The 15,763-nt window shown below is 41.2% G+C and carries 18 protein-coding genes; 5 read left to right on the forward strand and 13 right to left on the reverse strand.

Features of this window, described 5'->3' with window-relative positions; all coding sequences use genetic code 11:
* Positions 1–522, forward strand: a 522-nt coding sequence (locus QZZ55_RS15130) for a group II intron maturase-specific domain-containing protein (RefSeq protein WP_293268222.1), incomplete at its 5' end; no start/stop codon positions are given.
* 68 nt (positions 523–590) lie between these two features.
* Here the strand turns inward: QZZ55_RS15130 and QZZ55_RS15135 are convergent.
* The 5 genes from QZZ55_RS15135 to QZZ55_RS15155 all read right to left on the reverse strand — a co-directional run bounded on the left by QZZ55_RS15135 (position 591) and on the right by QZZ55_RS15155 (position 3,877).
* On the reverse strand, positions 591–1,265 hold the full coding sequence (locus QZZ55_RS15135) for an alpha/beta hydrolase (RefSeq protein WP_293268224.1): 675 nt from the start codon (positions 1,263–1,265) through the stop codon (positions 591–593).
* Between the two features lie 373 nt (positions 1,266–1,638).
* A complete protein-coding gene (locus QZZ55_RS15140; RefSeq protein WP_293268225.1) occupies positions 1,639–2,223 on the reverse strand; it encodes a transglutaminase family protein in 585 nt (194 codons plus the stop codon).
* Entirely contained in the window at positions 2,220–2,582 is a 363-nt protein-coding gene (locus QZZ55_RS15145) for an MmcQ/YjbR family DNA-binding protein (protein WP_293268226.1), read from the reverse strand. The genes QZZ55_RS15140 and QZZ55_RS15145 overlap by 4 nt, the downstream gene beginning before the upstream one ends.
* 1 nt (position 2,583) lies before the next feature.
* Positions 2,584–2,934, reverse strand: coding sequence for a hypothetical protein (locus QZZ55_RS15150; RefSeq protein ID WP_293268227.1), 351 nt, complete (start codon positions 2,932–2,934; stop codon positions 2,584–2,586).
* A gap of 73 nt (positions 2,935–3,007) precedes the next feature.
* On the reverse strand, positions 3,008–3,877 hold the full coding sequence (locus QZZ55_RS15155) for a LysR substrate-binding domain-containing protein (protein ID WP_293268229.1): 870 nt from the start codon (positions 3,875–3,877) through the stop codon (positions 3,008–3,010).
* 122 nt (positions 3,878–3,999) lie between these two features.
* Here QZZ55_RS15155 and QZZ55_RS15160 point away from each other — a divergent pair, with 122 nt between their 5' ends.
* Positions 4,000–5,118, forward strand: a complete 1,119-nt coding sequence (locus QZZ55_RS15160) for an S-(hydroxymethyl)glutathione dehydrogenase/class III alcohol dehydrogenase (protein ID WP_293268267.1) — start codon at positions 4,000–4,002, stop codon at positions 5,116–5,118.
* 78 nt (positions 5,119–5,196) lie between these two features.
* Positions 5,197–6,039 (forward strand): S-formylglutathione hydrolase, encoded by an 843-nt coding sequence (fghA, locus tag QZZ55_RS15165; protein ID WP_293268231.1) that lies wholly within the window; start codon positions 5,197–5,199, stop codon positions 6,037–6,039.
* A 72-nt stretch (positions 6,040–6,111) separates the two neighbouring features.
* Here the strand turns inward: fghA and QZZ55_RS15170 are convergent, their stop codons facing one another.
* The 6 genes from QZZ55_RS15170 to ectA form a co-directional block, all read right to left on the reverse strand.
* Positions 6,112–7,761, reverse strand: coding sequence for a GGDEF domain-containing phosphodiesterase (locus QZZ55_RS15170; protein ID WP_293268233.1), 1,650 nt, complete (start codon positions 7,759–7,761; stop codon positions 6,112–6,114).
* 272 nt (positions 7,762–8,033) lie between these two features.
* Positions 8,034–8,600, reverse strand: coding sequence for a carboxymuconolactone decarboxylase family protein (locus QZZ55_RS15175; protein ID WP_293268234.1), 567 nt, complete (start codon positions 8,598–8,600; stop codon positions 8,034–8,036).
* A 397-nt stretch (positions 8,601–8,997) separates the two neighbouring features.
* Positions 8,998–9,897, reverse strand: coding sequence for an ectoine hydroxylase (thpD, locus tag QZZ55_RS15180; protein ID WP_293268235.1), 900 nt, complete (start codon positions 9,895–9,897; stop codon positions 8,998–9,000).
* A 13-nt stretch (positions 9,898–9,910) separates the two neighbouring features.
* Positions 9,911–10,315, reverse strand: coding sequence for an ectoine synthase (locus tag QZZ55_RS15185; RefSeq protein WP_293268236.1), 405 nt, complete (start codon positions 10,313–10,315; stop codon positions 9,911–9,913).
* A 48-nt stretch (positions 10,316–10,363) separates the two neighbouring features.
* Positions 10,364–11,671 (reverse strand): diaminobutyrate--2-oxoglutarate transaminase, encoded by a 1,308-nt coding sequence (gene ectB, locus QZZ55_RS15190; protein ID WP_293268238.1) that lies wholly within the window; start codon positions 11,669–11,671, stop codon positions 10,364–10,366.
* A 58-nt stretch (positions 11,672–11,729) separates the two neighbouring features.
* Complete coding sequence (ectA, locus tag QZZ55_RS15195) at positions 11,730–12,224, reverse strand: diaminobutyrate acetyltransferase (protein ID WP_293268239.1); 495 nt, start codon at positions 12,222–12,224, stop codon at positions 11,730–11,732.
* Positions 12,225–12,440: 216 nt separating this feature from the next.
* On the opposite strand from ectA, the gene QZZ55_RS15200 reads away from it, so the two are divergent.
* On the forward strand, positions 12,441–12,935 hold the full coding sequence (locus tag QZZ55_RS15200) for a MarR family transcriptional regulator (protein WP_293268240.1): 495 nt from the start codon (positions 12,441–12,443) through the stop codon (positions 12,933–12,935).
* Between the two features lie 84 nt (positions 12,936–13,019).
* On the opposite strand, the gene QZZ55_RS15205 is transcribed toward QZZ55_RS15200, so the two are convergent.
* Positions 13,020–13,940: a LysR family transcriptional regulator gene (locus QZZ55_RS15205; RefSeq protein ID WP_293268241.1), complete on the reverse strand. Its 921-nt coding sequence runs from the start codon at positions 13,938–13,940 to the stop codon at positions 13,020–13,022.
* 136 nt (positions 13,941–14,076) lie between these two features.
* Between QZZ55_RS15205 and QZZ55_RS15210 the strand changes: the two genes are divergently transcribed.
* Positions 14,077–15,009 carry an NADP-dependent oxidoreductase gene (locus tag QZZ55_RS15210; protein WP_293268242.1) on the forward strand — a complete coding sequence of 311 codons (933 nt, stop codon included), beginning with the start codon at positions 14,077–14,079 and terminating at the stop codon, positions 15,007–15,009.
* 57 nt (positions 15,010–15,066) lie between these two features.
* On the opposite strand, the gene QZZ55_RS15215 is transcribed toward QZZ55_RS15210, so the two are convergent.
* The gene (locus QZZ55_RS15215; RefSeq protein ID WP_293268244.1) at positions 15,067–15,708 is read right to left on the reverse strand and encodes a glutaredoxin domain-containing protein; all 642 of its coding nucleotides are present in this window, start codon (positions 15,706–15,708) and stop codon (positions 15,067–15,069) included.
* Between the last annotated feature and the right edge of the window lie 55 nt (positions 15,709–15,763).

A 15,763-nucleotide genomic window follows, 5' to 3' on the forward strand; every position in this document is an offset into this window, starting at 1 on the left:
TTCGATTCCGACTTCTCGAACAACAGCTTCGGGTTTAGGCCAAATCGTAATGGGCAACAAGCGGTAAAACAGGTTAAAGACATCATCAAGGATGGTCGCATTCAATGGCACCCGAAAACACTGTTGAAATTTAAGCAGAGGGTTCGGTCATTAACGAATCGAAACTGGGGCGTCTCGATGAAATATCAGCTCTTCAAAACCAGTCAGTATATTAGGGGCTGGATTAATTACTTTGGTATCGCCAACTGCTATCAGCTTTGCGTGGATCTAGATCATTGGATCAGGCGTAGAGTTCGGATGGCTTACTGGCGACAGTGGCGTAAACCACGCACTAAAGTAAGAAGCCTGATGAGACTTGGCGTTCGCGTTCAGGCGGCGGTTGGGTGTGGTATTACCAGTAAAGGCCCATGGCGCAGTTCAAAAACTCCGGGGATTAATCAAGCATTATCCAATGCTTATTTAAAGTCTCAGGGGCTTTATGCACTACGTGATGGCTGGATCAAGCTTCATCATTCTCAGTGAAACGCCCTGTGCGGATCCGCATGCAGGGTGTTGTGGGGGCTGAGGGCTAGAGACCCTCGGCTACCCGATTAGAAATTTGACCTGCAAGTTATGATATTTGCACATGCACTGGGGCTCGCTTGTAATATGAAATGTGGGCCAATTACTACCTTAATTGCTATATTACTAAAATGGCGTTGGAATTCGCTGCTTTTAGCCATTGGAACCAATTTATCTGATTCTGCACGAATGTAAATAGCAGGAGTATCCATATTTCCCGGTTTCATTGAAAAATTCTTGATGCTGGCCATTCTATGCTTTAGAACCGACTCTGGGACAGCATCAATTATACGCAGAAAATTCTTAACACTAGCCCTGCTTGCGTTACCTCCAAGTATGAAATAGCGTAATACTGATGATGACAAAGGTAATTTGGATAGAATTTTTATAGGCAGATATTGAAATATGCTGAGGAAGTGTTTTTTCGGAGGAGACAAAAATGTTGCGACAAATATTATGCCTTTCAAGTTTTCAATATTTTTAGATGCCAATATTGCAGCAATAGGCCCAGAAAATGATTCTGCGATAAGAACAAAATCCTTTTTCGGAAGTTGATTTATTACATATGTGGCCAAGAATTCATAAGACTGATCTTCCGTATTAGGGAGAGGTATTATTTCAACATGCTCACTACTCAAATAAGGCAGCAAGCCATCAAATAGTTCTCCGGTTCCATCTAGACCTGGCAACAGTACAATGTTCATTTAAATTTCATTTCTAACATTTGTATATACGGGGGTCCGTGTATCTACCCTTACCGTCATTAGTTAAAAACAGATGTAATCGTTTGAAAAGGAAGGGGAAATATTTAGTAATATAGAGGCCTCTTCCGTGGCAAACCGCGCATGCGTATTAACAATTGATATACGGGGGGCCGTATATCTATCCATGCTAGACATCCATCTGTCTGATTTACTTATATTTTTAACTCAACACTAGGAGCAATACAAGCATTTGTCTCGATTCAGCTTATGCAAAACCAGCATAGATATCGCTCGCTCATAAATACACTGTATGTTCGAACAGAAATGACTTGATAGTTGCTCTAACTTTCAGAGCGCTATTTGGTAACTGTATTTATTTGTATGTAGGCAGTATTTCTATATCAGGTAAATTGTCAGCAACATCTTGGTATGTTTTCAACGTAAGTGTTTTGATAATAATGGGAAGTGGTTGTGACCATATTTCAGGTAAATCAGTTTCGCCTTGAGTAATAATTGGATAGGCGAGTTTCTCTAATGGTGGACAAAACTGAGCAGAAACACCCTCTTTATTACCTCTGGGGTCAAGACGATACCAGCCGAATTTCTGAAGATAAACAGCATTTAATCCATGCAAACAAAACGGTGGTGTATCATCGCTAATGGTTAAGCGTTGATAACATAAGCCTGCGGGAATATTGTTTGCGCGAAGTAAGGCTGCCAATAAATGACTCTTTGCATAGCAGTAACCTGTTCCATGGATGAGCACTTGTGATGCCTTACACGTAACGGGGTTCATCTTATAATCCCAACTATGCTTAATCTCATCCCTAACAAACTCAAAGCATGCTTTGGTTATTGCCTCAGGATCACGAAGCCCTTGCGCTAAATGACTCGCTTTGGAAAGCACTTCCCGTGTTTGCCAGTCGATATACTCGCTGGATTCTAAATATGCATTCATTTGCTTTCAATCCATTGGTTTTGTGTTTTCTTAGGTAAGCTGCTCATCGCCTTTTGATAAGAATATAACACCAACTGTTTCAGATACTCTTCATCCATTGCTTGTACATTGATGATGGTAACCCAGTGAAAACGGTGCATGTATCTAGCGGGTTTTATTCCAGGTTGATCAGTGAGCTCAAGAAATCTTTCAGGCGTCACTCTAATACTGAAGCGCCATATCTCTGGTTCGCTTGTTTTAAAATAGGCGAACTTCTTCTCGGCGATAGAAAATGACAATATATTAGAGGGGTGCTTACTGTCTTTCTCAGTTGCACCCTTAAAAGATTGGCAGTAGTTTCTTAGTTGGTCGGTGTTCACTCTACCACTCGCGCCATTGCTCTGTTAAATCATCTTCGTAGTCATGCCCCGCATGTTTAATCACCAAGCTGACCAACGCGCAAAAATCTTCTTGCTGGTGCGTTTCGAGCAGTTGATTTTCATGTTTTTCGTTAATCAAATTGAGTGTTTTTACGAGTCGCTCTACTTGGTTAGATACCCATGAAAAATCTGACTTTTGCTCGCTGCTATCAATCGCATTAATAAAAGCAGTTAGAATTTCATCACACTCATCAACATCTGTCTTTAAATACGCAGGCTCATCGTCATCTTCGATGAAATCGTACATCCAATGAAGTAGATACTTTTTTTTCTCTTCTATTTCAGCGTTCATTTCTAACGTCTTCCAACAATATTAAACAATGTGTTAATTATGATTGGGAATACTAATAAGTCCTACCATTTTATCAATCTAAGTGCTCACTCAAATAATCTACCAAAACTCTAACCTTCGGAGAAAGGTGGCGGTTATGTGGGTAAAGTGCCCAAACCCCTTCATCTGAAGGTTGATAGTTTTCGAGTAAAGCAATTAATTCACCACTTTGAATATGCTCATGAACATAGTAATCAGGCAGTTGAACAATACCTAAACCTTTTAACGCCGCATCAAGTAAAGCCACGCCACTGTTGTAGTTAAGACGGCCATGTATTTTAACGCTTCGTTCTTGTCGATTATCCTGAAAGCGCCAATATTCGAGGGTACCTTGTAAGCAATTGTGGTGCTCCAACTCAGATATAAGGTGAGGCTCTCCATGAGTAGAAAGGTAGTCATGTGATGCGCATACATATAATCGTCGTGACGAGAGGCGTTTTGCCATCATGCTTGAGTCTTCAAGCTTTCCCAAACGTATTGCTAAGTCAAAACCACTGTCAATCAGATCAACTTTTTGATTAGTGAACGTGCAATGTACGGCAAGATCTGAATACTGGCTCACAAAATCATTAATTAGGGGGGCTATTTTGCTTTCACCATAGGTGGTTGGCGCGGTAATTTTTAATTTCCCTCGCGGGGCACTTTGAAGATTACTTAAGGCGCGCTCAGCATTCTCTAGTCCATCTAGCACTTGCCGACAGTGTTGATAATAAATCTCCCCTGCTTCTGTTACCGCAACTTTACGAGTAGTACGATAAAATAGCTTTGTTGCCAACCTACTCTCTAGGGAACTCACCTGTCGACTTACCTGAGCAGTCGAAATCCCAAGCTGCTTTGCTGCAGCGGTGAAGCTTTCTTTTTCGGCTACTGCTACAAATTCTGAGACACCTTCCCAATTAAACATTATTACCAGCTCGTAAAAGTGATTTGATAAAACAATAGATTATCATTTATTAGGAAACAACTAGAATCTACTTATCAGTTTTTAAAGACAACCAGATAAGAGAGTAACTCATGAGCGGAAATATCATTAAATCAAAAGCGGCAGTTGCTTGGGCTGCTGGCCAGCCTCTTTCTATTGAAGAAGTCGATGTTATGCCTCCTCAAAAAGGTGAAGTACGCGTACGCATACTGGCATCAGGCGTGTGCCATACCGATGCCTTTACTCTTTCAGGCGAAGATCCAGAAGGTATTTTCCCTGCTATTTTGGGGCACGAAGGTGGTGGTGTTGTTGAATCGATCGGCGAAGGCGTGACCAGTGTTGCTGTAGGTGATCATGTTATCCCTCTTTACACGCCAGAGTGCGGTGAATGTAAATTCTGTAAATCCGGTAAAACAAACCTTTGCCAAAAGATTCGTGAAACGCAGGGTAAAGGCTTAATGCCAGATGGCACGACGCGGTTCTCAATCAATGGCCAACCAATTTATCATTATATGGGTTGCTCTACTTTTTCTGAATACACAGTGCTGCCAGAAATTTCGTTAGCCAAAGTTAATAAAACAGCACCACTAGAAGAAGTATGCTTGTTGGGTTGTGGCGTAACGACGGGCATGGGCGCAGTCATGAATACGGCTAAGGTCGAGGAAGGTGCAACGGTTGCTATCTTCGGTATTGGCGGCATCGGTTTATCTGCCGTCATAGGCGCAACCATGGCGAAAGCCAGCCGCATCATTGCAGTTGATATTAATGAAAGTAAATTTGATTTGGCACGTCAGCTAGGTGCTACTGATTGCATTAACCCAAAAGACTACGACAAACCTATTCAAGAAGTGATCGTTGAACTGACTGACGGCGGTGTTGATTACTCATTCGAATGTATCGGTAATGTTGATGTGATGCGCTCTGCTTTAGAGTGTTGCCATAAAGGCTGGGGAGAGTCTGTCATTATTGGTGTGGCGGGTGCAGGCCAAGAGATCTCAACCCGTCCCTTCCAGCTGGTTACTGGGCGAGTCTGGCGTGGCACCGCCTTTGGTGGTGTTAAAGGTCGTACAGAATTACCTGAATACGTTGAACGTTATTTGAAAGGTGAATTTAAACTGGATCATTTCATTACTCATACAATGGGCTTGGAAGGTATCAACGAAGCTTTTGATCTGATGCATGAAGGCAAGAGCATTCGTACCGTAATTCACTTCGACAAATAACTGAGCTAATGCGGCGATCTTTTTGTAACACTTATTGTAAAAATTTAAGCCACACAAAAAGATCGTACGGAGTCCTGTATGACAATAGAAAATCTTAGCCGTAACAAAAGCTTTGGTGGTTGGAATAAACAGTACAGCCACCACTCAACAAGCTTAAATTGCCAAATGCGCTTCGCTATTTACTTGCCGCCTCAAACACTGACGGGTGCCAAGGTGCCCGTTTTGTATTGGTTGTCTGGTCTCACTTGTAGTGATGAAAACTTTATGCAAAAAGCCAATGCTCAGCGTATTGCTGCAGAGTTGGGTATTGCCATTGTTGCGCCGGACACTAGCCCTCGCGGTGACGATGTTGCAGATGAAGACAGCTATGACCTAGGTAAAGGTGCCGGCTTTTATGTGAATGCCACACAAGAGCCTTGGAAGAGCCACTACCACATGTATGACTATGTCGTATCAGAGCTTCCTGCCCTTATTGAAAAGACGTTTCCGGTGACGCAGCAACGTGCCATCTCCGGACATTCAATGGGAGGTCACGGCGCACTGACTATCGCTATGCGCAACCCAGGTCGATATAGTTCTGTTTCTGCATTTAGCCCAATCAACAACCCAATGAACTGCCCATGGGGTGAGAAAGCCTTTTCCGCATATTTAGGAAAAGACAAAGAGACATGGCGCCAACACGATGCAAGTGAGTTGATGAAGGCTGCAACACAGCATGTTCCAGCATTAGTTGATCAGGGTGAAGCGGATGACTTTTTAGCGACACAGTTAAAGCCTGAAACATTGATTGCTGCAAGCCAAACAAGTAGTTACCCGTTAAATCTGCGCCATCATGAAGGCTATGACCATAGTTACTACTTCATCGCTAGCTTTATAGAAGAGCACTTGCGATTTCACAATGAGCACTTGAAAGTGAAGTAAGAATTAGTAGCAGCACTTGGGCGCTAATAGGTGACCAAGTGCTTATTTTTAATATATTGCAGGTAAACATTTCTACTCTTTATAAAAAGCATCCCAAGGCATGGGTTTACTAATCAAGTAACCTTGTATCATATCTGTATTCCAGTCACACACCATTTGATACTGCTTATCCGTCTCAATGCCCTCGCAGACGACTGATAAAGACAAATTATGCGCTAACTGAACCACTGTTTTTGCAATGAGTTGATATTGCTTATCCATCAACGTGCTATCAATAAAGCTTTTATCAATTTTTATAATATCGAAATGGAAGTTAAGCAAATAACTCAAAGATGAGTAGCCCGTGCCAAAATCATCCATCGAAAGTTTGAGACCTGCTTGGTGAAACTCTAGAAACTTTTCTTTGGTGAGTTCATTGTCCTGCATCGCTGAATTTTCTGTTATTTCAATTGTGATTCTGTCTGGTGAAATTGAATACTCGTTTAGAATATTTACAATATTTTGAACAAGTTCACTTTCTTTCAGTTGTACCGGTGATAAATTAATGGATACCCCTACATTACTAGGTACTGACGGCATTGATAAGCTGCGACACACTTCTCTAATGGCCCAATAACCTATGTGAACAATATCACCACTTTTTTCTGCTATCCCAATAAATTGGTCAGGAGGAACGAAACCTTTTTTGGGGTGATTCCAGCGAATGAGTGCTTCATAATGATGGGCAGGCTCATTTAGCTGATGAAGGTATGATATAGGTTGAAAATGGAGAATGAACTCTTGGTTCTCAATCGCTTGCGGTAAGTCATCGGCTAGTTTCAAATGTAACTGCAACTCTTGCACAATGGCATCCTGATAACCTATAAATTTCCTTAGCGGTGTATTTTTGGCTTGGTAAAGGGCAATGTAAGCCATCTTTAATAGCTCGTTTGGCTGGGGGTCGCTACTAGAATCACAGCTATAGCCTGCGATCAAATCACAATGTATAGGATGCTCCCCCACTATTAAATATTTTAAAAATGCGTTCATGATTTTAGTCAGAATGTGGTCGACCTGCTCCTGAGTCGAATCAATCATGATAAATGCCAGTTCATTACTATTTAGTTTAGAGAGAGCCTTATTATTAGGAAGAATTGATTTAAGACGTAAAATGGATTTTTTTAAAAGAGTCTGTTGAACCTCGTCATCTAATAGATTGAAAGCTCCGCCAGATTTTTCAAGAGAGAGGACAATAACAAAATATTTTTTTTGTTTAGTATCAACCAGATGCTGAATTAACTTCAAAAAACCTAGCTTGCTATGTAACCCTGTACTTGGATCTGTATACATAGCAGGAATTTTATTTTCATCTGCATGCTTATAAGCAATGCTTTGTAGCGAGTCATACACCCCCTCCAAATAATGGCTGGATATGTTTTTATCAACACAGAAAGATATTATGGCCGCGATATAACCTAAAAAAGCACTATCATATTGAGAAAAAGAATCATTACCTGAAGGTTTAAAAGCCACGCCGCCATGTTGTATTTTAAACCGTTCAAAGTGAACATTATTTTCAAAAAGAAGGTTACTCATTTCAGAGTCTGATTCATCAAGCTCTATGTGATTATTTGATACATATTCACGAATTTCAAATAACGACTCAATGGCGGTTATTTGGTTTTTTGATATTTTAGTCCACTCGCAAAGATCAATAAATTTATGGTTTTCTATGATGGGCATTGCTTCCCACCACAAGCCATTTACATAGCGAAATAACACACATGAGTCTATATCGATCGAAAACCGTGTTTTTGTATAAATGCTTTTAAGGTCACGAATAAAGTGAGAATCTACGCTGATTGTATTGCTAAGCTCAAGTAGGCTGGATGATCGAAGAGATGCTTCTAAAGTTTGCTCTAGAGATGTGGAATCACCAAAAAAAAGAGATCTATCAATATCACTATTTTGGCTACTTTCTTCGGTTTTTGAATCCTTGTTTTTTTGCATAACAGCTAACTTGCATGTTTAATAATGTTAGTAAACTGTTGGTCAACATCAATGCCGAGACTGGATGCAAGGTTAACCATATATAAAGCACAAGATATCATGCAGATAAGTTCTGTAATTTCATCTCGAGAAAAGCCTAAATCATTTAGCTTCTCATCTAGCGTTGGTACTAAAGAAAAATCATTATCTACGGAAGAGTCAGCAAACATGATAACTAACCTAAGTGCAGGATTTTTTATTTGTTCAACATTGTTAAAAACTGTTTTGATCGATTCTTCTGTGAAGCCATGGTGTATAGCCAGTGCATGATGTGCAATCTTACAGTATTCACAGCTTTTTTTATGAGCGATGTAAGAAAACACAAGTTCTTTAGTGATTCTCGGCAAGCTTCCTGAGCATAGAGTACTCCTGACCATTTTCCATGAGGAGAGCGCTAGTTCAGGGTTGATGATAGCAATGCAGCGAAAAATAGCAGGTACATAGCCCATACCTAGCTCATTACAAACCTGTTGGTGAATATCAGGAAAGTCTTTTTCGAACCGCTCTTCTGATAAAATAGGTAACTTGTTCATAATTGACACCATTAAAGTGTTAAAGAACTCTTATCAAACTAACATTCGCATATGTATTTTACATGAATATTTTCCATCATCTTTACAAGAATAGTAGAGTTTAAAAATAATTCGTCTATTTAAATTACATTTGCGGCTAAAGATGTATTCAGCTCTTAAAGGCGGATTTCGAAGGAAAAATGGTTCGCTTACCCATCACTTAAAATACATTACGTTCGACACCACTACTGCACGAATCCAGTAAAAGGCCTGATGCCGGAGGCAACGCCTTTTTTGTGAAGCATCATCTTGGCCAAATGGTTTTTTTAGTAAAGGTGCTAGTGGTAAAGCGGGCTGAGCTACTGCTAGAGGTTAACAAAAAGAGCCACGATAAGTAGCTCTTAAGTATTTTATGCGCTCAAGATAGCGGTTTTATATTCTCTCGGCTACAGATAAACTCCGGCCTTGGTGGCTGATCACAAAAAGGCGACACGACTTGATTGCTGATTGCATTATAAACAAAGAAAACGTTTGAACGTGGTTTTGGTGAGATATTACCGTTGGAGCCATGCATAGTGTTGCAATCAAATATGATAACGCTACCAGGTTTGCATTTAGCCGACACAATACCTCCACCCTTCGCCATTTCCTCTAATTGTGCATCAGAGGGCACACCATATTCTTGCTTCTTGAGAGATGCCTGGTAATGATTGTCCGGCGTCTCCCCTTCGCATGCGGCATACTGGAGGTGCGAGCCAGGAATTAGCATTAACGGACCGTTATACTCATAATTCTCAGTAAGCGTGATCGACATGCTTAGTGCTCGCATTCGTGGCATACCATCTTCGACATGCCACGTTTCAAAGTCAGAATGCCAGTAGAACTCCTTACCCCTAAAGCCAGGTTTATAATTCAGACGAGACTGATGAATATAAACCTCATCATCAAGAATATATCGAGCGAGGTCGGCAAGCCGCTTATCTGCTGCTAAGGCATTAAAAACGGGGCTGCTTTCATGTATACGAAAAATCGAACGAATATCACCGCTTTCTGGTTCAGTAATGGTTTCTCCAGATGCCACCTGTGCATCACTACCACGTAACCGCTCCAACTCCCGTTGAAATCCAAGCACTTCTGCTTCTGAAAACACGTCTTCAAGCAGCATAAAGCCTTTTTCAGCATAGTGTGCTATCTGTTGTACAGGAACAGGGGCAACCTTATCTCGGACTTGGTAAACAGTTGGGTCCTGGCGCTCAATTAATTGAGCGCCCCCCTGACGAGAAGGATAAACATCCGTCGTTTTCTCTAGACTGTTCATACAAATACTCCACTTAAGCTGAAATTGCTTCGGCTTCTAATTCGTATGCACCCTCTGCGTTATGTACTTCTTTACCACTCAGAGGTGGGTTGAACACACAAGCCATCTTCATCTCTTCAAAAGCGCGCAGAACATGCTTATCATGTTTATCAAGTATGTAGAGCGTACCCGGCTTAATGGGATGAACCTTTCCATCGGCTAAAGTTTCTACTTCGCCTTCACCTGAGATACAGTAAACAGACTCTAGATGATTCTGGTAATGCATCTGAAAGTCCGCATTTATATAAATCGTAGTGATATGAAAAGAGAAACCCATATTGTCGTCTTTGAGCAGCATACGTGTACTCTCCCAGTTTCCATCAGGGGATACAATTCTACGATTACTCTGCTCTGCTGATACTAAGTCGCGTACGATCATCTTTTTTCCTTTTTAAATTGTTCTATTCCAGTTTTGCTAGAGGCCTGTTCAGCTAGCAAGATCGACAGGATCAAAATACTTCTTCTGTTCTGGAATCGAGTCTTCCTTAGCGCATACTTCTTGAATAGCTTCTTCAAGGATATCAATGCCTTTGACTAGGTTCTTCATTTCAATAGTTAGCGGGCAAAGCAGTTTAACAACATGATCATCTGCACCACTTGTCTCGATCATCATGCCTTTTTGGAATGCCTTTTTAGTGATTTTTCCAGCCAGCTCTCCATTCACGCAGTTAATTCCTTGGAACATTCCGCGACCGCGAGTACTGAAGTTGTCGTTACCGTATTTGTTAATAATGGCGGCCAGACGATCAGCAACATAACGCCCTTTGCTTTGAATCTCTTTAGCAAACACGTCATCAGACCAATAATGATCAATAGCAGCTTTTGCTGTAACGAATGCAAAGTTATTACCACGGAAGGTACCGTTGTGCTCACCTGGCTTCCATAGGTCTAATTCAGGCTTAAACAGGACGACTGCAAATGGCAATCCGTAGCCACCTAACGATTTAGAAAGCGTAACGATATCAGGTTTAATTCCCGCTTGCTCAAAACTAAAATAAGTACCCGTACGGCCGCAACCTGCTTGAATGTCATCGACTATTAACAATACTTTGTGTTTTTTACATACCTGATCAAGCCTTTTTAACCACTCAAGGTCAGCAGCATTTATACCGCCCTCACCTTGAACTGTTTCCACGATAACTGCCGCAGGGAGGTCGATTCCGCTACTTGAGTCACAAAGTACTTTATCCAAATAAACAGTGGTATCGATATCATCACCCAGATACCCGTCATAAGGCATCCGGCTAACACCACTTAGGCTAACGCCTGCTGCTCCGCGATGATGAGAGTTGCCGGTAGCGGCAAGCGCTCCCATGCTGACACCATGAAATCCGTTGGTGAAGCTGATGACATTCTCACGTCCAGTAATATTGCGCGCCAATTTTAAGGCGGCCTCAACGGCATTGGTGCCGGTTGGCCCTGTAAATTGCATTACATAATTGAGTTCACGGGGCTTAAGAATTTTTTCGTTGAAAGCCTCCATGAATTCGCCTTTTGCTTTGGTATGCAAATCAAGTCCATGGGTGATGCCGTCGCTATGAATATAGTCCAATAGCTTTTCTTTAAATATTGGATTGTTATGGCCGTAGTTTAGTGTGCCTGCACCTGCAAGAAAATCGAGATATTGGTTGCCATCTTCGTCATACAGGAATTCACCTTGGGCTTTGTTAAAGATGCGTGGAAACGAACGGGCATAGGATTGAACTTCAGATTCAATCTCTTCAAAAATTTTCATAAAAGTGCTCTTGATAATTAATTGACAAAAAGTGTGGTTTTATTAGAAAGGCTAAGTATTAACGCGCGAGAGGCCCAATGCGAGCAAGTAGTTCTGAGTCGTGCTCATTGTTAAAATGAGCTATTCGATCAAACATAACCGAACGCTCAATAGGTGCACCAAAGTAACCAGCTAAGCTGTTAAATAACGCCCAGGATGCTTCATTACTTTCAGTAATTGTTGTTTCTACATGCGTAATAGACGTGTTGCCTTCTCGCTCTAACAAGTTTTTCAGCATTAGCCCTCCAAGCCCTTTACCGCGGGCTTTTGAGCTTACTGAAACCTGCCAAACAAATAACGTTTCAGGAGACTGCGGCTTAATGTAACCACTGATAAATCCGAGTGTTTCTGTGCCCTCTTCAGCAATAATTGAAGTGTCTGAAAAGTGGCTACACTGGAGTAAATTGCAATAGCATGAATTGCTATCCAACTCAGGGGTTTCAGTAATTAGTTGATGAACAGAAGTTCCATCTTCAGCTGTAGGTTTGCGTAAAATCACGCCTAAAAAGTCCATTGTGTTCCAAATATTTAGCATTAGATATATTTAGTGTTTCTAACATCTTATATATTATGCACACACCCAAAGCCGCTATTCAACCCCAGTAATGGTTAAATAGTGGTCAATAAAGCCTAGAATTTAATTAGCAACACAAACAAATTCAATTAATGAATAGATAAAAAGAACAGGGGTACGTAAAATATCGTATCAAATAGACGAATAGAGAAACTGATGGAAAACAGCCAAAAAGCACTCGTGCTGCTACGCCAGATCATTCGATCCACCGATATGCAGGTGAAAGAAATCAGCAGCAGAACCGGACTCACTCCCCCGCAACTCATGGTAATGCAAACACTTCGGGAAAACGGGCAACTCACTTCCGGAGAGCTGGCTAAAGAGGTTGTTTTAACGCAAGCAACTGTAACCAGTATTCTTGATCGTCTTGAAAAAAAGGAATTAGTTGCACGAGAACGAGGCACAGACGATAAACGTAAAGTTTGGGTAAGCCTGACGGATGCAGGGCATGATCTAATGAAAGGCGCCCCCACTACACAGCAAGATATTTTTGTGCGTCACTTCGATGATATTCAAGATTGGGAACAATCAATGGTTGTTGCCAGCCTTGAACGTGTAGCTTTCATGCTCAATGCTCAGCATTTAAATGCCGCACCAGTACTTGATATTGGCCAGCTTGACCGAGAGCAGGATGTGGATTTAGAAGTCTGAATAACTTATTGAAATTACTAAGTAATACTATTGAATATTTCTGTCAGTTTATTCAAAAAAAACAATCATATAACGTAGGAGAAGTTACTGCACGGCTTCTCCAAAAGTAGTACGAAACTCTGTTATCAACACACCCAGTATACCTCTTAACCACGTTAAGCCGACATCGCGATTGTTACGTGTGTGCCATGCCATTGATATAGGCGCTGGTGGAATTGTTAGCGGCACCTTTTTGACAATGACATCTCCCCTTAAAACAGCATTAGCAACAACAGGGTAAGGTAAAACAGTAATCAAGTTTGACCCACGTACGATTTCAACAGCACCAGAAAAGCTGTTAACTGTCATGGCTATACGGCGCTCAACACCGTTTTTTTCTAATTCGGAATCAACGATACCTTTTGCATCACCCGTTAATGAGACAAATAAATGATCCTGATCTATAAAACGTCCTAGCGTTAATGGCTGTTTAGCGAGCTCATGATCAGGCCGCATCAAGCAAACAAAATTATTATCCAATACCCACTCACTGTGAATCAAAGGGCTAGACCCCGGATAGAAATCCAATACGAGGTCTACATCTGCATTCAATAATAATTCCTCACCATTTGCTTTATAAGGCACAGCATGGATGCTGACCTCAGGTGCGTGCTCCTCTATATACTTGCGCAAAGGAAGCCATAGCATGCCAGTCATACCATCTGTTAATGCAATCCTAAACTGTCGCTTAGCATAAAGTGGAACAAAGTTGCCGGGTGTAATCGCTTGCTTTATTTCGGCAAGTGGAGAAGACACCTGCTCCCAAAGTTTTTCAGCAAAAGGGGTAGGACGCACCCCTCGCCCATGTTTAACAAATAGCGGATCTTTCCAGTAATGACGCATTCTTGCTACAGCGTTTGATACTGAAGGCTGCGTCATCGATAACCGGTCAGCAGCAGCGGTTACTGATTGCTCGGCCATTATCGCATCAAAAATTACTATTAAGTTTAAATCAGTTTTAGCCATTATCTTCTCATTAAGTCATAACATAACATCATTTAAATCAATGAGTATTATATCAACTATAAATTAGAAAGAATGAATCAGTTTTGTGAAAATGCTTTCCAACATCAAATGATTCAATACAAAGGGTAAAAATATTATGAAAGCATCATTCATTACACAATACGGTACCGATGAAGAAATCAAAGTAGGCGAACTAGCCACACCTACTTTCTCGTCCACTCAAGTACTCATTAAAGTGAGCGCAGCAGGCGTTAATCCTGTTGATTTTCACGTTCGCAATGGAATGCTAGCTGATTCAAATACCCATACTTTGCCATTAACGTTAGGCTGGGATGCTGCTGGCATTGTTGCTGAAGTAGGTGATGATGTGGATAGCTTAAACGTCGGAGATGAGGTATTTGTGTTTTCGCCTATCGGTCAGCAAGGAACATATGCAGAATTCCTCGCCGTTGATGCAGATGTAGTCACAGCTAAACCCACATCATTAAACATGGTTGAGAGTGCAGGCGTACCACTAGCATCAGTCACTGCTTGGCAAGGACTGATAGAAACTGCTCAGCTTAAAAAAGGCCAAACAGTGTTGATTTTAGGGGGTTCTGGTGGCATAGGCGGTTTTGCTATACAAATTGCAAAATCCATTGGTGCACATGTCATCACGACAGCATCATCAAAGAATGAAGCCTACGTTAAAAGCCTTGGTGCCGATGAAGTTATTAATTATAAAAGCATAGAATTTGATGATGTAGTGAAAGATGCTGATGTAGTTTTCGTTACAACTAATGGTGATGATGTCGTTTCAAGATCCCTTCTTATCACAAAAAAAGGTGGGCACGTGGTGTCTACTCTAGATGATATTGATGCGGGTATTGCCGACGCCCTCGGTGTGAAGTTCACCAGAATGTGGGTGCAGCCTAATCGTGTTCATTTAAGCAACATACGCAAGTTAATTGATAACCAAAAAATGATGGTGAAAATTGATTCCATCTACCCTTTAAGCCAAACAAACAATGCTGTTCTCAAGAGCGAAAGTAACCGGGCCGTAGGTAAAATCATTATCACGATGGAATAAAGGCTTACAGTAAAACAATCAATTATCAGGAAGAGCGCCCTGCCTTCCTGATATTGGTTAGTAGTTTTGCAATGCATCTACAATAACGGATGCCTTTGTACTGTTCACACGCGTATAGCCGACCCATGTAGCAGGATAACCACCGATCTCTAAGTCTTGTAGTAAAGTTTTCTTCAAGCGCGGTTTTTCAACATTAATTTCGACATACTCCACATTCTCGGCTTCAAAGTCTTTTCTTAACTGAGCACAACTGGGGCACCAATCAGTACCGTACATTACTATTTTTGGTGAGCCGTCTGCATAAAAATGCGCAGAGTAGTAATCTTTCTCGCGCGACGTTAAGAACTGTGTATCAAAGTTCTTACCTAAAATCATTGCCAATCCAGCATTAGAAGAATTCGTGAGCTTGTCGTTACCAGCAATAATCAATGGAAAGACATTCGTCTTATATTTCGACCAAAGCTCATAGGTTTCTGTTTCCTTATTATTTGGATCCACATTATGATGGTCAAAATCAACATCGCGTTTATTCAGGTGGGAGAGCGCGGTATCACATGGTTCACCACAACCTGAAAATGTAAAAACTTGTACCAGAGGCGCTCCTGACGCATCGAACGCTCCCTCGTTATTACTTCCAGGCATGCCATTAAAATACACATAACCTGCGCCTAAAACAGCAACAAAAACAATAGCTCTCATTACACAATCCAATCCATAAATTTCAAATATTGCATACTATTTACCTTATAACGGT

It is taken from the genome of Neptunomonas sp. (assembly GCF_016744175.1).
In the GTDB taxonomy this organism is placed as follows: domain Bacteria; phylum Pseudomonadota; class Gammaproteobacteria; order Pseudomonadales; family Balneatricaceae; genus Neptunomonas.